This is a genomic window from Enterobacter cloacae complex sp. IR53041, assembly GCF_049238285.1.
Taxonomy (GTDB): Bacteria; Pseudomonadota; Gammaproteobacteria; order Enterobacterales; family Enterobacteriaceae; genus Enterobacter; species Enterobacter roggenkampii.
This window is the reverse complement of the sequence record NZ_JBMKHB010000025.1, coordinates 36,033-57,036: the sequence shown is the minus strand read 5'-3', so window position 1 is coordinate 57,036 and position 21,004 is coordinate 36,033. Positions and strand designations below refer to the sequence as shown.

23 protein-coding genes and 1 pseudogene are annotated in these 21,004 nt (G+C 58.3%); 11 read left to right on the top strand and 13 right to left on the bottom strand.

Features of this window, described 5'->3' with window-relative positions; genetic code table 11:
* The first annotated feature begins 8 nt into the window (after window positions 1–8).
* Complete coding sequence (locus tag ACOTXF_RS17365; RefSeq protein WP_085930317.1) at window positions 9–1,178, top strand: HlyD family efflux transporter periplasmic adaptor subunit; 1,170 nt, start codon at window positions 9–11, stop codon at window positions 1,176–1,178.
* Between the two features lie 83 nt (window positions 1,179–1,261).
* Here the strand turns inward: ACOTXF_RS17365 and ACOTXF_RS17360 are convergent, their stop codons facing one another.
* From ACOTXF_RS17360 to ACOTXF_RS17350, 3 genes are all read right to left on the bottom strand, one after another.
* Window positions 1,262–1,771: a DUF6622 family protein gene (locus ACOTXF_RS17360; RefSeq protein ID WP_032675373.1), complete on the bottom strand. Its 510-nt coding sequence runs from the start codon at window positions 1,769–1,771 to the stop codon at window positions 1,262–1,264.
* 85 nt (window positions 1,772–1,856) lie between these two features.
* Window positions 1,857–3,038 (bottom strand): PLP-dependent aminotransferase family protein, encoded by a 1,182-nt coding sequence (locus ACOTXF_RS17355; RefSeq protein WP_008502551.1) that lies wholly within the window; start codon window positions 3,036–3,038, stop codon window positions 1,857–1,859.
* 19 nt (window positions 3,039–3,057) lie between these two features.
* Entirely contained in the window at window positions 3,058–3,945 is an 888-nt protein-coding gene (locus ACOTXF_RS17350) for a LysR family transcriptional regulator (protein ID WP_044597760.1), read from the bottom strand.
* A 97-nt stretch (window positions 3,946–4,042) separates the two neighbouring features.
* Between ACOTXF_RS17350 and ACOTXF_RS17345 the strand changes: the two genes are divergently transcribed.
* The gene (locus tag ACOTXF_RS17345; protein ID WP_008502553.1) at window positions 4,043–4,645 is read left to right on the top strand and encodes a short chain dehydrogenase; all 603 of its coding nucleotides are present in this window, start codon (window positions 4,043–4,045) and stop codon (window positions 4,643–4,645) included.
* Here the strand turns inward: ACOTXF_RS17345 and ACOTXF_RS17340 are convergent.
* From ACOTXF_RS17340 to ACOTXF_RS17310, 7 genes and pseudogenes are all read right to left on the bottom strand, one after another.
* Entirely contained in the window at window positions 4,639–5,373 is a 735-nt protein-coding gene (locus ACOTXF_RS17340) for a class I SAM-dependent methyltransferase (protein WP_047746936.1), read from the bottom strand. The genes ACOTXF_RS17345 and ACOTXF_RS17340 overlap by 7 nt on opposite strands.
* 126 nt (window positions 5,374–5,499) lie before the next feature.
* Window positions 5,500–6,879 (bottom strand): amidohydrolase family protein, encoded by a 1,380-nt coding sequence (locus ACOTXF_RS17335; RefSeq protein ID WP_032653113.1) that lies wholly within the window; start codon window positions 6,877–6,879, stop codon window positions 5,500–5,502.
* A 1-nt stretch (window position 6,880) separates the two neighbouring features.
* Window positions 6,881–7,837, bottom strand: a pseudogene (locus ACOTXF_RS17330) (carbamate kinase family protein).
* Window positions 7,834–9,387: a hypothetical protein gene (locus tag ACOTXF_RS17325; RefSeq protein WP_021241971.1), complete on the bottom strand. Its 1,554-nt coding sequence runs from the start codon at window positions 9,385–9,387 to the stop codon at window positions 7,834–7,836. Before ACOTXF_RS17325 ends, ACOTXF_RS17330 begins: the two are co-directional and overlap by 4 nt.
* A gap of 11 nt (window positions 9,388–9,398) precedes the next feature.
* Window positions 9,399–10,814, bottom strand: coding sequence for a DUF1116 domain-containing protein (locus tag ACOTXF_RS17320; protein WP_047746932.1), 1,416 nt, complete (start codon window positions 10,812–10,814; stop codon window positions 9,399–9,401).
* Window positions 10,814–12,355 carry an acyl-CoA synthetase FdrA gene (fdrA, locus tag ACOTXF_RS17315; protein WP_047746931.1) on the bottom strand — a complete coding sequence of 514 codons (1,542 nt, stop codon included), beginning with the start codon at window positions 12,353–12,355 and terminating at the stop codon, window positions 10,814–10,816. The genes ACOTXF_RS17320 and fdrA overlap by 1 nt, the downstream gene beginning before the upstream one ends.
* Window positions 12,356–12,463: 108 nt before the next feature.
* Window positions 12,464–13,069: an ankyrin repeat domain-containing protein gene (locus ACOTXF_RS17310; protein ID WP_021241968.1), complete on the bottom strand. Its 606-nt coding sequence runs from the start codon at window positions 13,067–13,069 to the stop codon at window positions 12,464–12,466.
* A 319-nt stretch (window positions 13,070–13,388) separates the two neighbouring features.
* Between ACOTXF_RS17310 and ACOTXF_RS17305 the strand changes: the two genes are divergently transcribed.
* Entirely contained in the window at window positions 13,389–14,318 is a 930-nt protein-coding gene (locus ACOTXF_RS17305) for a LysR substrate-binding domain-containing protein (protein WP_047746930.1), read from the top strand.
* On the opposite strand, the gene ACOTXF_RS17300 is transcribed toward ACOTXF_RS17305, so the two are convergent.
* Window positions 14,315–14,473: a YqaE/Pmp3 family membrane protein gene (locus tag ACOTXF_RS17300; protein ID WP_008502562.1), complete on the bottom strand. Its 159-nt coding sequence runs from the start codon at window positions 14,471–14,473 to the stop codon at window positions 14,315–14,317. The genes ACOTXF_RS17305 and ACOTXF_RS17300 overlap by 4 nt on opposite strands.
* A gap of 181 nt (window positions 14,474–14,654) precedes the next feature.
* On the opposite strand from ACOTXF_RS17300, the gene ACOTXF_RS17295 reads away from it, so the two are divergent.
* The 3 genes from ACOTXF_RS17295 (at window position 14,655) to ACOTXF_RS17285 (ending at window position 15,744) form a co-directional block, all read left to right on the top strand.
* The gene (locus ACOTXF_RS17295; RefSeq protein WP_008502563.1) at window positions 14,655–14,954 is read left to right on the top strand and encodes an ArsR/SmtB family transcription factor; all 300 of its coding nucleotides are present in this window, start codon (window positions 14,655–14,657) and stop codon (window positions 14,952–14,954) included.
* A gap of 9 nt (window positions 14,955–14,963) precedes the next feature.
* Window positions 14,964–15,485, top strand: coding sequence for a rhodanese family protein (locus ACOTXF_RS17290; RefSeq protein WP_047746928.1), 522 nt, complete (start codon window positions 14,964–14,966; stop codon window positions 15,483–15,485).
* Window positions 15,486–15,564: 79 nt separating this feature from the next.
* Entirely contained in the window at window positions 15,565–15,744 is a 180-nt protein-coding gene (locus ACOTXF_RS17285) for a hypothetical protein (protein WP_008502565.1), read from the top strand.
* Between the two features lie 38 nt (window positions 15,745–15,782).
* Here the strand turns inward: ACOTXF_RS17285 and stpA are convergent, their stop codons facing one another.
* Complete coding sequence (stpA, locus tag ACOTXF_RS17280; protein ID WP_008502566.1) at window positions 15,783–16,187, bottom strand: DNA-binding protein StpA; 405 nt, start codon at window positions 16,185–16,187, stop codon at window positions 15,783–15,785.
* Window positions 16,188–16,680: 493 nt separating this feature from the next.
* Between stpA and alaE the strand changes: the two genes are divergently transcribed.
* Window positions 16,681–17,130: an L-alanine exporter AlaE gene (alaE, locus tag ACOTXF_RS17275; protein ID WP_023294397.1), complete on the top strand. Its 450-nt coding sequence runs from the start codon at window positions 16,681–16,683 to the stop codon at window positions 17,128–17,130.
* A gap of 32 nt (window positions 17,131–17,162) precedes the next feature.
* On the opposite strand, the gene ACOTXF_RS17270 is transcribed toward alaE, so the two are convergent.
* Window positions 17,163–17,507, bottom strand: a complete 345-nt coding sequence (locus ACOTXF_RS17270) for a DUF2002 family protein (protein WP_008502568.1) — start codon at window positions 17,505–17,507, stop codon at window positions 17,163–17,165.
* Between the two features lie 160 nt (window positions 17,508–17,667).
* Between ACOTXF_RS17270 and ACOTXF_RS17265 the strand changes: the two genes are divergently transcribed.
* The 4 genes from ACOTXF_RS17265 to nrdE all read left to right on the top strand — a co-directional run bounded on the left by ACOTXF_RS17265 (window position 17,668) and on the right by nrdE (window position 21,000).
* Entirely contained in the window at window positions 17,668–17,994 is a 327-nt protein-coding gene (locus ACOTXF_RS17265; RefSeq protein WP_234115349.1) for a DUF883 domain-containing protein, read from the top strand.
* A gap of 242 nt (window positions 17,995–18,236) precedes the next feature.
* Window positions 18,237–18,476 carry a glutaredoxin-like protein NrdH gene (nrdH, locus tag ACOTXF_RS17260; RefSeq protein WP_008502570.1) on the top strand — a complete coding sequence of 80 codons (240 nt, stop codon included), beginning with the start codon at window positions 18,237–18,239 and terminating at the stop codon, window positions 18,474–18,476.
* Complete coding sequence (gene nrdI / locus ACOTXF_RS17255; RefSeq protein ID WP_045353541.1) at window positions 18,473–18,883, top strand: class Ib ribonucleoside-diphosphate reductase assembly flavoprotein NrdI; 411 nt, start codon at window positions 18,473–18,475, stop codon at window positions 18,881–18,883. The genes nrdH and nrdI overlap by 4 nt, the downstream gene beginning before the upstream one ends.
* Window positions 18,856–21,000 carry a class 1b ribonucleoside-diphosphate reductase subunit alpha gene (gene nrdE / locus ACOTXF_RS17250; RefSeq protein WP_048962284.1) on the top strand — a complete coding sequence of 715 codons (2,145 nt, stop codon included), beginning with the start codon at window positions 18,856–18,858 and terminating at the stop codon, window positions 20,998–21,000. The genes nrdI and nrdE overlap by 28 nt, the downstream gene beginning before the upstream one ends.
* Window positions 21,001–21,004 lie beyond the last annotated feature (4 nt).

Below are 21,004 nucleotides of genomic sequence, written 5' to 3'. Positions count from 1 at the left end.
TGGCGGCAATGGACGATCTGGATAACGCCCTCGACTCCGAAAGCGGCTACACCGGCGCGCGTCGGATCGTGATCTTCTCGCTGCTGATGTTTGTGGTGCTGGGGGTCTGGGCGTGGTTTGGCGTGCTGGATGAGGTGTCAACCGGGTCGGGGAAAGTGATCCCCAGCTCGCGCGAGCAGGTCTTACAGTCTCTCGACGGCGGGATCCTCACCGAACTGAACGTCCACGAAGGCGATCAGGTGCAGGCCGGACAGGTGCTGGCGCGGCTTGACCCGACGCGTTCCGAATCGAACGTTGGCGAAAGCGCGGCGCGCTACCGCGCCTCGCTGGCCTCCAGCGCCCGCCTCTACGCCGAGGTAAACGATCTGCCGCTGAAATTCCCGCCGTCCCTGGCGAAATGGCCGGATCTGATTGCCGACGAAACCCGGCTGTACAACTCGCGCCGCGCGCAGCTGGAGGATACCCAGCGGGAGCTTCGCGCCGCGTTAGATCTGGCTAACAAAGAGCTGGCCATTACCCAGCGGCTGGTAAAGACAGGGGCCGCCAGCCACGTGGAGGTGCTGCGCCTGCAGCGGCAGAAAAGCGATCTGGAGCTGAAGCTCACCGACGTGCGTTCGCAGTATTACGTCCAGGCCCGCGAGGCGCTCTCGAAAGCCAACGCGGAGGTGGATATGGTCTCGGCGATCCTGAAAGGCCGTCAGGATTCCGTCACGCGCCTGACGGTGAAATCGCCGGTGCGCGGGATCGTGAAAAACATCAAGGTCACCACCATCGGCGGGGTAATCCCGCCCAACGGCGAGCTGATGGAGATTGTGCCAGTGGACGATCACCTGCTGATCGAAACCCGCCTCTCGCCGCGTGATATCGCTTTTATCCACCCGAACCAGGAGGCGCTGGTCAAAATCACCGCCTACGACTACGCCATTTACGGCGGGCTGCACGGGGTCGTGGAGACGATTTCGCCGGACACTATTCAGGACGAGGCCAAGCCGGAGGTGTTTTACTACCGGGTATTTATCCGCACCAGCCAGGATTACCTGGTCAATAAGGCAGGCAGGCATTTCTCGATTGTGCCGGGGATGATTGCGACGGTGGATATTAAAACCGGGGAGAAAACGGTGCTGGATTACATGATTAAACCGTTCAACCGGGCGAAAGAGGCGCTGAGGGAGCGGTAGTCAATCGCCGGGTGGCGGCTGCGCCTTACCCGACCTACATGATTTTCTCCCTCTCCCTGCGGGAGAGGGTTGGGGTGAGGGCATCAGACCGGAACCCGGGCGACATAGACTCCAACATAGCGCGCAAATTTCCCGATAAAGACGCCGGCAAACACGCCGCCGGAGACGATCGCCAGCGCGCTCATGGCGGGCTGCTGCATCGTCTGGGGAGAGACCGCGCTCATCACGCCCAGCACATACTTCACCCCGAACGCCAGCATCATAAACGGCAGCGCGGTGTAGTCGGCCTGGCGGTAAAAGCTGCGCGGCGCCTCTGCGCGGGTAATCACAGCCTGCTTAATCAGGACATACCCCAGCGCGGCACCGGCAAGGATCCCCGCCGTCCACAATGCAACAGTCCCGGGAGTCAGCGTGCGATAGACTATCAGATCGTAAATATCCCAGATAAGAAAGATGCCCGGAATAATGGCAAGCCGCTCCAGCGTCACGGTGGCGGGCCGTCGGGCTTTAATGCCGCGGGAGATAAGGAAGATAAACAGCACCCACACCCAGACGGGCGTGTGCGTCACAACACCGATCAGAAATTCAAACATGGAGATCTCCATGGACGATTGCGGCCCGTGCCGCCCTGAACGCGTATTGCGCATAACGGCAAAACCACCGTTATGCGCAGGTCTTTTACAGCGATTTTTTCAGGCGTCGAACCGCTTCTATCAGCTGCTCATCCGTTGGGGTGACGAATGACATGCGCAGCGTTGTCTGGTCCGGCTCGTTGCAGTAGAAAAATTCGCCCGGTACAAAGACTACGCCGTTACTTAAGGTTTTTTCCAGCCAGCGGGTAGTGTTCATGCCGTTGTTCATTTTCGCCCACAGGAACATGCCCCCCTTCGGCTTGTGGAACGACATCACGTCGCCCAGCTCGGCTTCCAGCTCCGTGGCGAACGTCCGGTATTTCTGGCGATAGGCCTCGCGGATCGTTTTAATCTGATCGGCCAGACGGCCGGTCTTCAGGTACTCGTATGTCATCAGCTGCGACAGCGTGCTGGTGTGCAGATCGGTGGTTTGCTTAAGGTTCACCACCGCGCGCTTCAGCCACTCCGGTACCACCACCCAGCCCACGCGGGTACCCGGCGCGAGGATTTTAGAGAAGGTGGAGGTATACACCACGTTCTCTTCGTTGCCGATATCTTTGGCATGGGCAATTAACGGGCGGAAGACGTCATCGGTATAGTTAATTTCGCTGTACGGATCGTCTTCGATAATCACGAAGTCATAGCGCTTCGAGAGTGCCACCAGCTGTTTACGGCGCGCCTCAGACAGCGTAACGCCACCTGGGTTACCAAAGGTTGGAACGATATAGACCGCTTTGATGGTTTTCTTTGCCACCAACGCCTCAAGTTCATCGACCTTCATGCCGTCACCGTCGGTGCCGACGGATTCAAAGTTGGCCTGCGCCAGGCCAAAGACCTGCAGCGCAGCAAGATAGGTTGGACGCTCAACGACAACCGTATCGCCCGGATTCATTAACGCGCGGGCCAGCACGTCCAGAGATTGTTGAGAGCCGGAGGTAATGACGACATCATCGGCCTTACAGGTGATGCCGCGCCCCTCGCAGATGCGTTTAATTTCCTCGCGCAGCCCCGGCACGCCTTCCGTCAGGCCATACTGGAATGCTTCCCCAAAATGCTGCGATAAGACGGCATCAGAGGCAATTTTCAGCCCTTCGCGATCGAACAGGTCCGGGTTTGGGATCCCCCCACCCAGCGAAATCACGCCCGCCATTTTGCTATGTTTTAATAATTCACGGATGGCAGAGGATTGCAGGCCCTGCGCGCTGCGGGCGAGTTTGTTTGCAGACATTCTTTGATTACCTTCTTTTTTATATTGTGCCCAATCTTAGCAGAATATGGGCAATAAATTCCGTCAGCTTAGGCAGCGGCCGCAAATCCTGACGCCACAGTAAATGCACCGGCCTCGGCGCGGGCGTGAACGGTTCCATTACCCGAACCAGCCTGCCGCTTGCCAGCTCTTCCGCCACCAGCACCTCCGGCTGCAGCAACAGCCCCGCCCCCGCGCGCGCCGCCATGCGTAAGCCATAGCCGTCGTTACACCTTAATACAGCATCGCGTTTCCAGCGCACCTCCCCTTCCACGCCCGGCAGCCGCCACTCGTTGCGCGCGGTCCACACCGTGTGCGAAAGACAGAGGTGATCCACCAGATCGTCTGGCGTTTGCGGCGTGCCGTGTTGCGCTAAATAGTCCGGCGCGGCACAGATCACCATGTTGTAGGGGCACAGGTATTTCGCCACCAGATCGTCGTTGTGAATGTCGCCAATGCGAATGGCCAGATCGACGCCCTCTTCCACCAGATCGACCATCCGGTTAGTCAGATCCAGCTCGATGCGTACCTCCGGGTAGCGCTGCAAAAAGGTTGCCGTCAGCGGGGCGATCGCGCAGCCGCCAAACGACGTAGGCGCCGTGACGCGCAGGGTGCCTGACGGCGTGGCGCGCAGCCGTTCTACCGCGCTTTCGGCAATCGACACCTGCTCCAGAACCCGTCGGGCCTCTTCAAAATAGACGCGTCCGGCATCCGTCAGGCTCTGGCGGCGCGTGTTACGCTCCAGCAGTCGGGTGCCCAGCTGTGCTTCCAGCAGCGCAACGTATTTGCCCACCATCACCGCCGACATCTCCAGCCGCGCCGCCGCGCCGGTGAAGCTGCCGCTTTCCACCACGGCAATAAACGTCTCCATGCTGCGAAGCTTATCCATATTACAAACCTCTGGTTAGCAATCTTCTAACTTTAGCCCAGTTTATCCGACTTTTAATTTATTAAAGAATGAAGGCTCACAACATAAGGAGTCGGCTATGAAAATCGTCATTATTGGTGCCAGCGGTACGGTCGGTCGTGCGGTAACGGATGAGCTGAGTCGTCGCCACGAGGTCATCCGCGTGGGCCGCACGCAGGGCGACGAGCAGGTAGATATCACCTCGCAGGCGAGCGTTCAGGCGCTGTTTGAGAAAATCGGCCCGGTGGATGCCATTGTGTCCGCCAGCGGCGGCCTCTACTTCGGCCCGCTCGCGACCATGAAGGACAGCGACTTTAACCAGGGGCTGCAGGATAAGCTGCTCGGGCAGGTGCGCCTGGCGCTGACCGGCCAGCACTACCTGAACGAAGGCGGCTCGATTACGTTGATAAGCGGGATCGTGGCGCACGAGCCGATTGCGCAGGGGGTAAATGCCACCACGGTGAATGCCGCGCTGGAAGGGTTTGTTCGCGCCGCAGCCTGCGAACTGCCGCGCGGGATCCGCATCAACCTGATTAGCCCAACGGTGCTCACCGAATCGGTCGACACGTACGATGGCTTCTTCCCGGGCTTCGAAAGCGTGCCTGCCGCCACGGTGGCGCAAGCCTATCGTCGCAGCGTGGAAGGCGTGCAGACCGGGCGGGTGTACAAGGTCGGCTACTGAGCCTTGCGGGCGGCGATCAGCACCAGCATCGGGCGCTCCGCCTCTTCGGCCAGCGCGGGCCAGGCGTCAATCTGCGCCTGCGTTGGCCCCCATTCGTTGACGTTGCTTATCGTTAATCCGGCTTTAATCAGCGCGTTAAGCGTGGTGCCCAGCGTACGATGGTATTTGATCACCCCGTCCGCCAGCCAGTTGCTGACGCGCTGGCCTTCGTCCTGATAATGGTTCACGCCCCAGAACCGCTCGCCGTTATCGTCGGTCAGCCAGCCCTGACGCGAGGCGCAGGTGTATATCGGGTGCTCCATGGAAAAGACCAGGCTGCCGCCGGGCTTGAGCGCGCGCTGAACCCTGGCAAATAACGTGTCCAGTTCCGGAAGGTAATGCAGCGCCAGCGAGCTGTAGACGAGGTCGAGGCTGCTTTCGTCGAGCTTGAGAGCGTCCAGATCGCTGCGCTGATAGTGAATCTGTGGGTCCACCGTAAGCTCCGCTGCGCGGGCGAGCATCTTTTCGGAGATATCAACGCCCGTGACCTCAGAGGCGCCCAGTTCGCGCGCGGCGCGGCAGAACCAGCCGTAGCCGCAGCCGAGATCGACAACCGATTTGCCGGTTAAATCCGGCAGCATGGCCTTAAGCGCGGGCCACTCCGGCGCACCGTCCAGCCCCTGCACCGAGCGCGGAAGCTGGGCGTAGCCTTCGAAAAACGCCGGGTTGTCGTAGATGTTTTGTGCCATGGCAGATCCCTCTTTAATAATGTGACGCCCAGTATAAAACATTGCCGGGTGGCGCTGCGCTTACCCGGCCTACGATTTGAGGGTTTCAGTAGGCCGGGTAAGGCGAAGCCGCCACCCGGCTCGCTTCTAGCCCACCGTACCCCAGACCAGATTGCCCTTATGGAACGTCGCGGTGCGCGGGGAGATGCGCGCCACGGCTTCGGCGGAACAGGAGGCGTCCACCAGCACAAAGCTGGCGTCGTCCTGCGCTTTCGGCCACACGCGTTCGCCTTTGTCGTTCAGCGGCAGCACGTCGCCGGTGGCGATGCCGAGCGCGCGGGAGAGCGTCTGCTCGTTCGGGCGAATATAGAGCTGGGCGTAGAGATTCGCTTTTTCCAGCATGTCCCCCAGACCGTACGGCGACCAGTGGTCGATTACGCTGTCGGTGCCGGTCATCACAAACACGCCTTTATCGCGCAGCTGCTTCAGCGGCATGTGCAGGGTGCCAATCGGCACGGTGGAGGCGATGGTCACCTGCTGCGCCGCCATGCGGGTAGCAATCTCATCCACCTGCTGTTCGTTAAGCGTCGCCAGCGCGAAAGCGTGGCTGATGGTCAGCTTCCCCTTCAGCGCCGGCGTTTTCTCCACGGTTTCTACCATGTAGTTCACCGCCGCCACGCCCGCCGGGCTGGTTTCGTGCAGGTGAATATCCACTCCTTTGTCGTAATCCAGCGCAATCTGGAACATCAGATCGAGAGATTTCTCCATCGCCCCGTCGACGTTGGTCGGGTCCAGCCCGCCCACGTAGTGCGCCCCGGCCTGCATCGCCTCGCGCATCAGCTTTTCGGAATTCGACAGCAGCAGCCCGTGCTGCGGGAAGGCGACGATTTCGCAGTCAAATCCGGGCTTGCGGCGCGCCAGCACCGCCTGCAGGTTTTCGAGATTCTTCAGGCCGGAAACCGGCTCAATATTGCAGTGGCTGCGGGCGAGGGTGGAGCCTTTTGACTGGATCAGGTCGATCAGCTTTTCCGCACGCTCCTGGGTGTAGGGCTGCAGCTCAGGCAGGAGCTTCTGTTCCAGACGAATCATATCCTGAATCGTGGTGCCCGCCGGGCGGTTGAGGGAACGCCACGGGCCGCCGTAGAAGGTTTTATCCAGGTGAATGTGCATGTCGCGCATCGCCGGAAGCATCAGCTTTTTACCCGCGTCGTAGTGCGGCAGGGTCGCGTCGGCGTGGCTGCCGTTATCGCGCAGGGCGACAATTTTCCCGTCTTTGATCTCCAGCGTTTTCAGCTCGGTGCGGGTGCTCGTCGCCACGCTGCCGTCAAAATTAAACCCGGCTTCGAGCAGCACGTTGTCCAGATAGTAATGTTTCGCGGTGATGGTCATCGGTTTACCCGTCTCGCAGGTTGGTTTTGCGGAGTCGGCAGCATACGCGACGGAACCGGTCGCGCCAAACAGCGCGCAGGCGGTCACCATTTTGCCGCTCTGGCTGATGAATTCACGGCGGCTTTTATTTTCACTCATCTTATCTTCCTTCAGTCACAATATGGGTACCGGTTTCTCCGCGCAGCGCGGCGGGCAGGCAGTCCGGCGAGGTGATAATCACGCGCTTGCCGCCGTGGTGTAAAAACGCCAGCGAGGCGACGATTTTGGGCAGCATGCTGCCCGCCGGGAAGTGGCCCTCGTCTTTGTAGCGCGTCATCTGCGCCACGCTCACCGTGTCCAGCGCCTGCTGGTTTGGCTTGCCGAAGTTGACGCACACCTTCTCCACGCCGGTGGTAATCACCAGCACGTCGGCGCGGATCTCGCGCGCCAGCAGCGCGGTGGAGAGATCTTTATCAATCACCGCGTCGACGCTCTGGTAATCGCCCTGCTCAGTGCGCACCACCGGAATACCGCCGCCGCCCGCGCCAATCACCACAAACCCTTTTTGCGTCAATGTCTTGATCGCATCGGCCTCGACAATGCGCAGCGGCTGTGGGGAGGCCACCACGCGACGATAGCCCCGGCCCGAATCCTCAACAAAGTGCCAGTCCGGATGCGCACGCTGCAGCTCGTCGCGCTGCGCCTCGCTGAAGAACGCGCCGATCGGTTTTGTCGGATGCGTAAAGCCGGGATCGTTTTTATCCACCTCCACCTGCGTGACGACCGTGACCGCTTTTTGCTCCCCGCGTGCGGCCAGACGGTTGTTCAGCGCCTGCTGGATGAGGTAGCCGATGCCGCCCTAGGTGTCCGCCACGCAGTTTGCCAGCGGGGTCAGCGGGAGCCCTTCCCGCTCGTGGGCGATTTCGGCGCGGCGCAGATCCAGCCCCACCTGCGGACCGTTGCCGTGGGTGAGCACGATGTCATAGTCGGAGGCCAGCATTTCGAGCACCGACTCTGCCACCGCTTTAACCGCCTGCGCCTGATGTTCAATCGACTGGCTGGCGTTGTCTTTGATAATGCTGTTGCCGCCGATGGCAACGACCATAAGCTCTTTCATACGTGCTCCTTCGCAACAGTACCCGACGCAGCGCTCGTCACTTCCCGGCTGTCGAGAAAATGCTTCACCACAAACATGCCGCCCATCATCAGATACGCGGTGACGAACATCAGCGAACTGCCTTCGGCAAAGCCCACGACCGGCGCGTGGATCACCCCGAACAGCGCCAGCAGTGCCCCGCCCGCGGCAGCCACGGCGCCGCGCAGCGGTTTATTGATGATGGCGAAAATGGCGATACAGCCCCAGAGCATACTGGCGAGCGGTGCCCCGTTCCCCAGATGGACGAGTCCTTCGTAGTAGATCCCTTTGCTGTGCAGCACGTCGGTACCGATTTTGGCGGCATTCGTGCCCGCCGCCCCCATCACGCTGTTCATCATGGTCAACGCCCAGTTGGCGATCCACGGGAACAGGCAGATGAAGATCACCGGCACTTCCACTTTCGGCGTCTCTCTCACCACCTGGTTGGCGGTGACGACGCCGATAAACACCAGAATCGGCACGATGGCGGTCATCGGGATGATGGCGAGCATAAAGGCTCCCAGCCCGAACAGCGGCACGATGAACATGGTCACGCCGGATGCCAGGGTGTAGCCGATGCTGGCCCCCATCGCTTTCCAGCCGGGATGGCCGACGTAGACCGTCACCGGGAACGGGTTGCCCATCAGGCAGCCGAGCATGGAGGCCAGACCGTTCGCCAGCATCACCTTGCGCGTCGGGTATTCATCCCCCGCCGCGTGAGCGCTTTCGATGTTCTCCAGGTCAAAGATGTAGTTCGCCAGCCCCAGCGGCACGGCAGAGGCCAGATACGGCAGCGCGTGCGGCAAGCCCTGCAGGAAACCTTCCACGTGCACCTGCGGCGGGTTAAAGCCGAACGATGACATGGAGGCTTTGATCGCTTCCGGGCTCTGCAGGCCGGAGATCCACGCCAGGACCGTACCGGCAATCAGCAATAGCAAACCGGTCGGGATTTTGGCGAAAATCGGCTTTTTACCGAACCAGTTGATGAAGATCAGCAGCAGCACGATAAACGACACGGTGGGTGCTTCGAACGCTTGCAGCATCGGGTTCATCGCCAGCAGCAGCAGGCCCAGGCCGGAGAGGCACGACAGCAGCACGGTGCGCGGGATCATCTTGCGGATGGTTTCACCGAGGAACGAACCGCCCGCCAGGATCATCGCCTCAACAAAGCACCACACCAGGCCAATCTGAATCGCGAACTCCGCATCGCCCGTTTGCTGATAGACCGGCATCAGCACCAGGAAGGTCACGGTAAAAATGGACGGCGCGCTGGGGCCGGACGGCAGCGCGGTGACGTCCGTGCGCCCGGTGTGGCGCGCCATCTGCATGCCGAACCACGCATAGCAAATACTCGCGGCCAATACCGCCAGCCCGAAGGCTGGCGCAATGCGTCCATAAACAATCTCCTTCGGGATGCCGACGACAAAAATGAGCAACCCCATCATGGTCAGCAGATTGGTCAGGTTGTTGGTCATCAACCCGAAATACGCCGCCCAGTCACCTCTTTTCCACTCCAGTTTCATGTTTTTCATGGATGCATGCCTTATAAAAAGTAGCGATCGCGGAAGGTCAACAGCGCCTTTTCAAAACAGCTAAACGGCGGGTGAACGATGCCCGCCCCTATCATGCCGATGCCCGCGTCTTTGTGGGCAATGGCGGTATTAATGACCGGCAGAATGCCGCTGCCCGCGACCTTCGTGATGTCGATGGCGGTCGGGATCCCCATAAAGGAGAGCAGCGGAATGGTGACGTTCGGGTTTTCGCCAAGAGTGATTTCGCGCATCTGACGGGAGAAGTCGATGGCTTCCTCCACCGTGCCGCCCACCAGGGCGACAATCGCCGGGGCCGTCGCCATCGCAAAGCCGCCGATGCCGTAGGTTTCGGTGATCGCGCTGTCGCCGATGTCCAGCCCGGAATCCTCCGGCTTATAGCCCGCGAACATCGGGCCAATCACCTGCTGCGCCGGGCCGGTGAACCACTGCCCCGGCAGGCCGGAGACGCGCAGGCCGAACTCGTAGCCGTTGCGCGCCATGGTGGTAACCACGGTGCTGTATTCAATGCCGTGGGCAGCGTCCAGCGCGGCTTTACACATCGCCATCCACGTCGGGCCGGAGAAGTAGTCGCTGCTGGCGACAAACTCGAACACCTCGCGCTGCTGCGCCACCGGATAGCCCGCCTGAATTAGCCCCGGCGTCAGCGCCTGGATCAGCAGCGTGGTGCCCGCATTGTTGCGGTTGTGGCACTCGTCGCCCATGTGCAGCGCCTGGGCCAGCATCAGGCGCAGGTCGATTTCGCCGATAATGTTCATGGCGTCGCGCAGCATCGGGCCGAGCACGTCGCGCATCCAGTTCAGACGATCGATCACGCTCTGGTCGTTGGCCCCCATGCGCAGGATCTTCGCCATCTGCTCGCTGAGGTTGGTGAAGGCGCGGTTGCCGTAGGTTTTGTTCTCCACGATGTGCATAAACATCGACGCAGAGGTGACGCCCGCCATCGAGCCCACGCAGTCGTGCTCGTGGCACGGCGAGAAGGCGATCTCCCCGGAGGCGGCAAGCCTGGCCGCATCCTCCAGATCCGTCGCCAGCCCTTCAAACACCAGCGCCCCGGTGACCGCGCCCTTCATCGCGCCGCACATGTTTTCCCAGGAGACAGGCGGACCGGCGTGCAGAATGGTGGTGCGGGTCATCCCCGGCACAACGTTAATCGCCTGGTCATAGCCCACCAGCACCGGATGGGACTGAATAATGCGCTCAAGGGCGATTTGGTTAGCGGCGGCGATCTTCTCCGCCAGCGTTTTTTTCGCCAGCTGGTCGAGCGCTTCCACCACCTGCATATTGCCCTGCCCCGGCGGCGTCCAGTCGAGCGGGGTCACGGGTACGTGCTGCTTTTTAAGATCGTCGCTGAACATCGCAATGCCGACGTTAATGACGTTCAGCGGCTGGTTGAATAAGGTGGTCATTATGCGTTCTCCCCTTTGCAGACAAATTCGCGTGCCAGTAATCCGGTATTGGTGCTGCTGCTGGCCCAAATGACGCCTGCGTCGGTCAGCATCTGGCACTGCTGCGCCAGCGACTGCGGATCCTGGTCGGTGCCGAGCACGTAGCCGAGGATCTCCAGCGGACGGTTATCGGCCTTCGCGATGGCCTGCGCCTCTTTGATCGCCTCGATCATCACCCCTACCGGATCTTCGTGCGCGCCGAAGCCCAGCACGAAGTCCATCACGATGACGCCCACTTCCGGATCGCGCGCCTCCTGCAGCAGGCGGCTGATGCGGTTGGTCGGGTCGATCATCGGGTGCGGCTTGCCGTTGGTGAACTCATCGTCGCCAAAGTCGAGGAAGGTGTGGGCTTTACTGACGCTGACGTCCGGCAGGCGTTTAGCGGGATCCGGCTGGATATTGCTGTACACGTCGTCGAACTTCTCCAGCGCGGCAAACATCGCTTCGTCGCACAGGGTGCCGCCGCAGAACAGGCCGCGAATGTACTTCTGCTGCGGGGTCAGGCGGGCGCGCACCTCTTCGATCAATGGCCAGTTGAGCGGGTGCAGATCGAGGGACTCTTTTTTGATGCCGGTGAGCAGAACGGCCTTCAGCGCCGCCTCTTTGGTGCCGCGCGCAAACTGCAGTCCGTCCTCATCGGCGGGCGGTTCATTGCGCCCGAGGAAGCAAACAACCACCGGCTTGCGGCAGGCTTTGGCGCGAGCCAGCACCTTCTCTGCCACGGCTGGCGCAGGCGGCTTGGAGATCAGCGCAATCACCTCTGTGCCCTCGTCGGCTTCCAGCATGTCGATGGCGTCGAGCATCATCAGGCCGCCGATCTTCTCGCTAAGATCGCGCCCGCCGGTGCCAATCAGCTGCGACACGCCACCGCCGAATTCATGGATGCGCACGCTTAGCTCCTGGCTGCCGGTGCCGGACGCGCCGACGATGCCAATCGGCCCGCGACGCACCGCGTTGGCGAAGCACAATCCCGCGCCGTTGATGATGGCGGTGCCGCAGTCCGGCCCCATCATCAGCAGCCCTTTCTGGTGCGCCAGCTGCTTCAGCGCCAGCTCGTCGTCGAGCGACACGTTATCGGAGAAGAGCATCACGTTGAGATCGTGTTCCAGCGCCTGGCGCGCTTCGCGGGCAGCGAAGGTGCCGTTGACGGAAATCACCGCGAGGTTGCTCTCCGGGCGATGTTTTTTGGCGCTGGCAATCGTCGCGTAGCGCGCTTCATGGGAACCCGCGCTCTCTTTACGCGTAAACAGCGCTTCGATGGCCGCCAGGGTTTCATCATTTGCCGCATCGCCTTTAATGACGATCATCAGGTCGCCGTTTTTGGCCTCATTTAATTCCGGCGTTAACAGCCCGAGGTTTTTTAATACGCCCTTATTCATTTCCGTCGCCATGGCGACAAAGGCCTGCTCGACGCCCGGCAATTTATTGGCTTTGGTGGAAACGGACATTAATGACACGGAGTCAAAATACGTATTCTTTTTAATCACGATTTTCGTTGGCATTATTTGCACCTGTTTACGGATAAAAGGGGGCCGCCGTCGTGCAAAATGCACGTCGGTAAAAATGCTTTTTTAAATTAGCGGCCAGCCGGAACGGGCTGACCGGTCGTCTTACGCGCCCGCCGCAAGCAGCAGGTCGGCAATCTCAGAGAAGCCTTTCTCTCGCGCCAGTTCGAGCGGGGTTTTGCCGTATTTGTCGGTCATGTGCGGGTTCGCGCCGTGATCCAGCAGCAGCTTCACAATCTCTTGCTGTTTCGCACCGCCGTCGTTTAACACAATGGCTTCCAGCAGCGGCGTCCAGCCGACAAAGTTGGTGTGGTTAACGTTAATGTCGGTTTTTTCCAGCAGCTCGCGCACGATCTCCACGTGCCCTTTTTCACTGGCAGGGGTAATGCCCACGCCGCCGAAGCGGGTAAGGCGGTCGAGATCCGGATTCGCGGGTAATACCAGCCGCAGGAGGGTTAAATCGTTCGTCAGGCAGCTGATCAGGAAGGGGTTAAAACAGGTCTGGTCCTGTTTATCAATATCTGCCCCGGCGGCAATTAATAACGCCACGCAGGAATAGTGTTTTTTCAGGCTGGCAATCGTAACGGCGGTTCTTTTCTGGCGGTTAGTGGCGTTAATATCCACGCCTTTTTCCAGACAGGCTTTTAGCGCATCGCTATTTCCCTCTTCTGCCGCCAGCAGAAATTCCGTAACCAGTTCAGTTGCAGACATATTCAGACTCCCGATGTTTTATTGCTCTTGACCCGAGAATAGCAACAGCCTGGTCATAAAAGAATCCGCTTAAAAATGATTCATCGACAGTGAATTCATTGTTGAGATAAATTCAACAGTCGGGATAAAACGTGCGTCCGTGCAACCTTTTTCTTATGTTTAACCGCTTTTTAGCGCCTCAGGCTGCATTATTCTTATGGTTGAAAAAGCCTTGCATGACGGGGCTCTGCGTAAAGAGTCAGAACTGTGATCGGCTTCAAATGTGTTGTAAAGGCGTTGTTAAAATATGTTCAAAACTGATGACTGAGGAAGCTGTGATATGAATTCCATCTTTACCGAAGAGAACCTGCTGGCCTTCACCACCGCCGCACGCTTCGGCAGCTTCAGCAAGGCGGCTGCCGAGCTGGGGGTCACCACCTCCGCCATCAGTTACACCATCAAGCGGATGGAAACCGGGCTGGACGTGGTGCTGTTTGTGCGTAACACGCGCAGCATTGAGCTGACCGAGTCCGGGTTCTACTTTTACCGCAAAGCCACCGACCTGCTTAACGACTTCCACGCCATCAAGCGCGGGATTGATACCATTTCACAGGGCATCGAGGCGCAGGTGCGCATCTGTATCAACCAGCTGTTATATACGCCGCGCCATACCGCGCGGCTGCTGCAGGTGCTGAAAAAGCAGTTTCCTACCTGCCAGATCACCGTCACTACCGAGGTCTATAACGGAGTGTGGGATTCGATCATCAACAATCAGGCCAATATCGCCATTGGCGCGCCGGACACGCTGCTCGACGGCGGTGGGATTGACTACACCGAGATCGGCGCCATCCGCTGGGTGTTTGCCATTGCGCCGGCGCATCCGCTGGCGTTCGTTCCGGAACCGATAGCGGAGAGCCAGCTGCGCCTGTATCCCAACATCATGGTGGAAGATACCGCACACACCATTAACAAGAAGGTGGGCTGGCTGCTGCACGGTCAGGAGGCGATTCTGGTGCCGGACTTTAATACCAAATGCCAGTGTCAGATCCTGGGCGAAGGGATAGGTTTTTTACCGGAGTATATGGCGCGGGACGCGGTGGAAGACGGGCTGCTGGTGACGCGACGTATCAATAACCCGCGTCAGGACTCGCGCATGCTGCTCGCCACGCAGCATGCCGCGACAGGCCAGGTCACGCGCTGGATCAAACAGCAGTTTGGTCCAGCGGGTGTGCTGACCGATATCTACAGCGATTTACTGTGGCGCGCTTAGCTTTTGCTCTGTACCCAAAACGCGTGAATGAGGCCGGGGAAGTAGCCCAGCAGCGTCAGAAGAATGTTGATGATAAACGCCCAGCCAAGCCCTTTGCCCAACAGCACGCCCAACGGCGGCAGCAGGATAGTAAAAACAATACGCCAAAAACCCATATTAACACTCCGTGCAAGCTAATCCATTGAAAATAATAGAGAGAACCATTTCTAAGCATAGCCAGTTTACCTGTCTGCGCCAGATCCCTGCTCCGCGTTTACCCTCTTTTACGCTTTTTACGCTGGCGTAAGGCGCACAATTACTTTAGCATTGCCTTAATTAAGTAAACGCTAAAGTACTATGACTGAACTCGAACAGCTTCAGGCCAGCGCAGAGCAGGCCGCAACGCTTTTAAAAGCGATGAGCAACCCGCGTCGGCTGCTGATCCTCTGCACGCTGTGCGGCGCCCCCGGCACCAGCGCGGGGGAGCTGGCCCGCGCGACGGGCCTGAGTCCTTCCGCCACGTCGCAGCATCTGGCGCGCATGCGTGAGGAAGGCCTGATCGCCAGCACCCGCGAGGCGCAGCGCATTCTCTATTTCATTAAAAACGACGCGGTTCATCAGCTCATCAGCACCCTGAAAACCCTTTATTGCCCGTAAGGAGCCGCCATGTCACTTCCCCTTCTTTCGCCGCGCGAGGCCAATGCCCGCATCGCCGATGGCGCAAAACTGATTGATATTCGTGATGCCGACGAGTACGCCCGCGAGCATATTCCCGCCGCGCAGTCCGTGCCGCTGAATACCTTACCCGGCGGACTTAAAACGCAGGCGGGCGAAACGGTGATTTTTCACTGCCATTCTGGCGCCCGCACCTCAGGCAATGCCGATCGCCTTGCGCAGGCTGCCGCCCCCGCTCAGGCATTTGTGGTCGAAGGAGGCATTCAGGGCTGGAAGCAGGCGGGTCTGCAGACAGTCGAAGACAAAACCCAGCCGCTGCCGCTGATGCGTCAGGTGCAAATCGCTGCCGGGCTGCTCATTCTCTGCGGCGTAGTGCTGGGCTATAGCGTCTCAGACGGCTTTTTCCTGCTCAGCGGCTTCGTGGGGGCCGGGCTGCTGTTCGCCGGTGTAACCGGTTTTTGCGGCATGGCGCGGCTGCTGAAGGTGATGCCCTGGAACCGGCGTACCTCATAAGCAGTAATCGGTGAAATACGCTGTACCCGGTGTCATACGTGGGCTAAGGTGAAGATCGCTAAAACGATGAGGAGGTAATATGTTTTCTGTCGGTGATTATGTACAACCGCGTAAAGGCGGCCCGAAGCTGAAAGTGCTCGAAGTGAACGGTGAAAGCGTGGTGGCGGTACAGGCCAGCAATGAACAAGGCGAGAAATATACCCTGAAAGCCGCCGAGCTGGCGCCGTATACCGAAGACGGTGATTTCGGCGTCTGCTGAAAAGAGTGCCGGGCGGTATGTTCCGCCCGGTTCACGCATTAGATCAGAAAATCATCCAGTGATTTCCCCTCTGCCAGCGCGCTGGCAATAGGCTTCGGCGTACGGCCCTGGCCGGTCCATGTTTTCTCTTCACCATTCTGGTCAATAAAGCGGTATTTCGCTTCACGCGGCTTACGCTTTTTCGTGGATTTACCCGTCTGCGCCAGTTCAGAGCCCAGCAGATCGGTCGGTGAAATACCATCGGCTTTCATCCGCTCCAGCAGAGCATTAATTTTCTCCTGCTGCTCGGCTCTCTGCTGTTCTAATTCCGCCAGCTCACTACGTTTCTCTTCAGCAACGACCCTGACTTTTTCCAGCATTTCCTCAAGAACGTCCAGGGATAATTCGCGTGCCATGGCGCGCAGAGTTCGGATATTATTAAGATTCTGTAACGTCAAAGACATATTATTTGAAAACCTTTTGTTTAGGGTAAATAGATAAATCACCGACAGAATAATTCATTTGCGCTGAAATATCTACCCGCGGGCTGCCCTGCCAATAGCGTAAATATGTTTAACTGTCGCCGTTAATATTATCTTATAACGTCTGAGCGATACGCAGGGATTCAATCATCACTGCAATATAAATGGTCAACCTTAATCAAAATTTCAGCATTCTGCGCTCCCCACAAAAGCACTGACTCACCTTTCAACATCAAGATAGTTAAACTCATGATTTAAAACCAAAAACCCTCGAACGAGACAGATTATAACGAAGCGAACAAAAAACCATCAATTTTAGAGAATTTTGTGGACAAGACGCGATTAAATAAAAATTAATCACTAGTTGTTAGTTCAAACGTAGAGATATACGCTATACACGTCAAACAAACCAACCTAAAGCACTAACCGCTTCGGGAAAATCGTTTCTTTTGTGTTCTTCTCAAGGAGTTCAGACATGTTCTCACCGCAATCACGCCTTCGCCATGCTGTGGCGGATACTTTCGCGATGGTTGTCTACTGTTCCGTTGTGAACATGTTGATCGAAATATTCCTCTCCGGAATGTCCTTCGAGCAGTCACTTTCTTCTCGTCTGGTGGCGATTCCGGTCAATATTATTATTGCCTGGCCTTACGGTTTATACCGCGATGCCGTCATGCGCTTCGCGCGGCGTGTCAGCCCCGCAGGCTGGGTGAAAAACCTGGCAGACGTTCTGGCCTATGTGACGTTCCAGTCGCCGGTTTACGTGGCCATTCTGTTGACGGTGGGCGCGGACTGGCACCAGATCGCGGCGGCGGTCAGTTCGAATATTGTGATTTCAATGCTGATGGGGGCGGTGTATGGCTATTTCCTCGACTACTGTCGCCGCCTGTTTAAGGTCAGCCAGTACAGCCAGGCTAAAGCGTGATGTGAAGCGACTGGCGCAGGCCAGTCGCAAATTTACTGTACGTCGCCAAACAGTCCCTTCAAAAACCGTTCCAGCGCCATGCGTGAACTGAAACCATGCGGAATACCGTAATGCTCATGCGTCTCTCCGCCTAAATAGAGCGGAAATTGCTGATAATGATCGCAGGTTTTAATATCCGAGGCAGGCTCAGCAAATGACAGACTTCTGTCTTTCAGCGTCGGGTGAATAATGAGAGCGGTACGTCCCATTCTTGCTTCACGATTAACGTAAACATAATTCTCGCCACGGCGATATCCATACGCTTTTGGCGTCACCTCATCCATGGTGAATCCCTCTTTTTCAAGAACGCGTGCCACCTCGTCAGGTCGTAAATACATATCTTTTCCTCGTTATCTTTTCCTGCCCGGCAACCTTACAGTATTCAGCATTAGCAGGGCTTTCAGAATAGTCCATAAACTGGCGGATATCGCGTGATGCGCTTCAGATATTAAATTTCTGAACTAAACTGAACGGGAACACAAAATTACGGAGGATCGTATGTTTAACAGACCGAACCGAAACGATATTAACGACGACGCTCAGGATATTCGTAATGATGTCAGCCAATTAGCAGACACGCTGGAAGAGGTGCTGAAATCCTGGGGAAGTGACGCGAAGGACGAAGCGGATGCCGCAAAACGTAAGGCTCTGTCTCTGCTCCGTGAAACCCGCGCACGCCTAAATGGCCGCACGCGTACCACACAGGCTGCCTGCGATGCGGTCAGCTGCGCAACGACCTTCGTGCGCGAAAAACCGCTCTGCACGCTCGGCACGGTAGCGGCAGTCGGGATCTTCGTCGGCGCTCTGCTTAGCCTGCGTAAGTAAGCGCGAGCCATTAGCCCCGGTCGCCGCTGGCGCCGGGGCTTTTTAATGCCCGCAAGCCTGAAAACCCGTACAACACCCCCTGCCCCGCTGTGCTCATCATCAGGGCATCATCAATCTAAATTTCCCATATCTTGTATGGTTGAAACTCAAGACAACTACATCTAGTATTCCTTTTAGCAAGATACACACAACCTGACGCGATGATTCGCGCCGCTCTCTCATTTTAAATGGAAATACGAATCATGAGCATTATTATTTACACTCGTAACGATTGTGTTCAGTGCCACGCGACCAAACGGGCGATGGAAAGCCGCGGCGTGGCGTTTGAGATGGTGAATATTGACCAGCAGCCCGAGGCCGCCGATACCCTTCGCGCGCAGGGTTTCCGTCAGCTTCCGGTGGTGGTGGCCGGGGAGACCAGCTGGTCTGGCTTCCGCCCGGACATGATCAACCGCATCGCCGCGCAGGCCGCACGGGCATGAGTCGGCTGGTCTTCTTCTCCAGCAGCTCGGAAAACACGCTCCGTTTTATGGAGCGCGTCGGGCTGCCTGCGGTGCGCATTCCCCTCAACGAGCGGGAGCGCATCCGGGTAGAAGAACCGTACATTCTGGTGGTGCCCAGCTACGGCGGCGGCGGTACGGCGGGCGCAGTGCCTCGTCAGGTGATCCGCTTTCTGAACGATCCGCATAACCGCGGGCTAATCCGAGGCGTGATCGCGGCGGGTAATCGCAATTTCGGCGATGCCTTTGGCCGCGCCGGAGATGTCATCTCTCAAAAATGCGGCGTGCCGTATCTCTATCGCTTTGAGCTGATGGGGACGCAGCAGGACGTCGAAAACGTGCGTAAAGGAGTGAACGAATTTTGGCAACGACAACCGCAGAACGGGTAATACAGGCGACGCCGGATTACCACGCATTAAACGCGATGCTTAACCTCTATGACCGGGAGGGACGCATTCAGTTTGATAAAGACCGTGAGGCGGTGGACGCCTTTTTTGCCGCCCACGTGCGGCCCAACAGCGTGACCTTCGCGAGCCAGGATGAACGTCTCGACCACCTGGTTAACGAAGGTTACTACGACGCCCGCGTCCTCACCCGCTACGCACGCGCCTTCGTCGTGAAGCTGTTTGAACGCGCCCACGCCAGCGGCTTTCGTTTCCAGACGTTCCTTGGCGCGTGGAAGTTCTACACCAGCTACACCCTGAAGACCTTCGACGGTAAGCGCTACTTAGAAAGCTTTGAAGATCGCGTGGTGATGGTCGCGCTGACTCTGGCGCAGGGCGATGAAGCGCTGGCGCAACAGCTCACCGACGAGATCCTCTCCGGCCGCTTCCAGCCTGCCACGCCGACCTTTCTCAACTGCGGCAAAGCCCAGCGCGGCGAGCTGGTCTCCTGCTTCCTGCTGCGCATTGAAGATAATATGGAGTCGATAGGCCGCGCGGTGAACTCGGCGCTGCAGCTCTCCAAACGCGGCGGCGGCGTGGCGTTTCTGCTCTCGAACCTGCGTGAAGCGGGTGCGCCGATTAAGCGCATCGAAAACCAGTCCTCCGGCGTGATCCCGGTCATGAAGATGCTGGAAGATGCCTTCTCCTACGCCAACCAGCTTGGCGCGCGTCAGGGCGCGGGTGCGGTTTATCTGCACGCGCACCACCCCGACATTCTGCGTTTCCTCGATACCAAGCGCGAAAACGCCGATGAAAAAATCCGCATCAAAACCCTGTCGCTGGGCGTGGTGATCCCGGATATCACCTTTAAGCTCGCCAAAGAGAATGCCGAGATGGCGCTTTTCTCGCCGTATGACGTTGAGCGAATTTACGGCAAAGCCTTTGGCGACGTGGCGATAAGCGAGCTGTACGACGAGCTGCTGGCCGACGATCGCATCCGCAAAAAAACCATCAACGCCCGCGATTTCTTCCAGACGCTTGCCGAAATTCAGTTTGAGTCCGGCTATCCGTACATCATGTACGAGGACACGGTGAACCGCGCAAACCCAATTGCCGGGCGCATCAACATGAGCAACCTGTGCTCGGAGATTTTGCAGGTCAACAGCGCCTCCCGCTATGACGAGAATCTGGACTACGCGGAGATCGGCAAAGACATCTCCTGCAACCTCGGGTCGCTGAATATCGCCCACACCATGGATTCCCCCGACTTTGGCCGCACGATAGAAACCGCCATTCGCGGGCTGACGGCGGTGTCGGACATGAGCCACATCCGCAGCGTGCCGTCCATCGAGGCGGGCAACGCCGCGTCGCACGCCATTGGCCTTGGGCAGATGAACCTGCACGGCTACCTGGCGCGGGAAGGCATCGCCTACGGCAGCCCGGAAGGGCTGGACTTCACCAACCTCTATTTTTACACCGTCACCTGGCACGCGCTGCATACCTCAATGATGCTGGCGCGCGAGCGCAACCAGCGTTTCTCGGGCTTTGAACAGTCGCGCTATGCCAGCGGAGAGTATTTCAGCCAGTATCTGGAAGGCGACTGGCAGCCGAAAACGGCGCGAGTAAGGGAGCTGTTTGCCCGCGCCGGGATCGTCCTGCCGACGCGCGAGATGTGGCAGCGGCTGCGTGATGACGTGATGCGCTACGGCATTTACAACCAGAACCTGCAGGCGGTGCCGCCAACCGGCTCTATCTCCTACATCAACCACGCCACGTCGAGCATTCACCCGATCGTGTCGAAGATTGAAATTCGCAAAGAAGGCAAAACCGGACGCGTTTACTACCCTGCCCCGTTTATGACCAACGAGAACCTGGCGCTGTATCAGGACGCATACGAGATTGGCCCGGAAAAAATCATCGATACCTACGCCGAGGCGACGAAACACGTGGATCAGGGGCTGTCGCTGACGCTGTTCTTCCCGGATACCGCCACCACGCGGGACATCAACAAAGCGCAAATCTACGCCTGGAAGAAAGGTATCAAGACGCTCTACTACATTCGCCTGCGCCAGCTTGCGCTGGAAGGCACCGAAATCGAAGGCTGCGTGTCCTGCGCGCTGTAAGGAG

Bases quoted from the DNA above. Each gene is read 5' to 3' on its own strand.
- ACOTXF_RS17285 (WP_008502565.1), top strand. From the start codon at position 15,565: ATGTTTTCTGTCGGTGATTATGTACAACCGCGTAAAGGCGGCCCGAAG.
- ACOTXF_RS17320 (WP_047746932.1), bottom strand. From the start codon at position 10,814: ATGACCACCTTATTCAACCAGCCGCTGAACGTCATTAACGTCGGCATT.
- nrdI (WP_045353541.1), top strand. From the start codon at position 18,473: ATGAGTCGGCTGGTCTTCTTCTCCAGCAGCTCGGAAAACACGCTCCGT.
- ACOTXF_RS17325 (WP_021241971.1), bottom strand. From the start codon at position 9,387: ATGAAAAACATGAAACTGGAGTGGAAAAGAGGTGACTGGGCGGCGTAT.
- ACOTXF_RS17295 (WP_008502563.1), top strand. From the start codon at position 14,655: ATGACTGAACTCGAACAGCTTCAGGCCAGCGCAGAGCAGGCCGCAACG.
- ACOTXF_RS17360 (WP_032675373.1), bottom strand. From the start codon at position 1,771: ATGTTTGAATTTCTGATCGGTGTTGTGACGCACACGCCCGTCTGGGTG.
- alaE (WP_023294397.1), top strand. From the start codon at position 16,681: ATGTTCTCACCGCAATCACGCCTTCGCCATGCTGTGGCGGATACTTTC.
- ACOTXF_RS17350 (WP_044597760.1), bottom strand. From the start codon at position 3,945: ATGGATAAGCTTCGCAGCATGGAGACGTTTATTGCCGTGGTGGAAAGC.
- ACOTXF_RS17355 (WP_008502551.1), bottom strand. From the start codon at position 3,038: ATGTCTGCAAACAAACTCGCCCGCAGCGCGCAGGGCCTGCAATCCTCT.
- ACOTXF_RS17365 (WP_085930317.1), top strand. From the start codon at position 9: ATGGACGATCTGGATAACGCCCTCGACTCCGAAAGCGGCTACACCGGC.
- ACOTXF_RS17345 (WP_008502553.1), top strand. From the start codon at position 4,043: ATGAAAATCGTCATTATTGGTGCCAGCGGTACGGTCGGTCGTGCGGTA.
- ACOTXF_RS17290 (WP_047746928.1), top strand. From the start codon at position 14,964: ATGTCACTTCCCCTTCTTTCGCCGCGCGAGGCCAATGCCCGCATCGCC.
- stpA (WP_008502566.1), bottom strand. From the start codon at position 16,187: ATGTCTTTGACGTTACAGAATCTTAATAATATCCGAACTCTGCGCGCC.
- ACOTXF_RS17270 (WP_008502568.1), bottom strand. From the start codon at position 17,507: ATGTATTTACGACCTGACGAGGTGGCACGCGTTCTTGAAAAAGAGGGA.
- nrdH (WP_008502570.1), top strand. From the start codon at position 18,237: ATGAGCATTATTATTTACACTCGTAACGATTGTGTTCAGTGCCACGCG.
- ACOTXF_RS17310 (WP_021241968.1), bottom strand. From the start codon at position 13,069: ATGTCTGCAACTGAACTGGTTACGGAATTTCTGCTGGCGGCAGAAGAG.
- ACOTXF_RS17305 (WP_047746930.1), top strand. From the start codon at position 13,389: ATGAATTCCATCTTTACCGAAGAGAACCTGCTGGCCTTCACCACCGCC.
- fdrA (WP_047746931.1), bottom strand. From the start codon at position 12,355: ATGCCAACGAAAATCGTGATTAAAAAGAATACGTATTTTGACTCCGTG.
- ACOTXF_RS17335 (WP_032653113.1), bottom strand. From the start codon at position 6,879: ATGAGTGAAAATAAAAGCCGCCGTGAATTCATCAGCCAGAGCGGCAAA.
- ACOTXF_RS17300 (WP_008502562.1), bottom strand. From the start codon at position 14,473: ATGGGTTTTTGGCGTATTGTTTTTACTATCCTGCTGCCGCCGTTGGGC.
- ACOTXF_RS17265 (WP_234115349.1), top strand. From the start codon at position 17,668: ATGTTTAACAGACCGAACCGAAACGATATTAACGACGACGCTCAGGAT.
- ACOTXF_RS17340 (WP_047746936.1), bottom strand. From the start codon at position 5,373: ATGGCACAAAACATCTACGACAACCCGGCGTTTTTCGAAGGCTACGCC.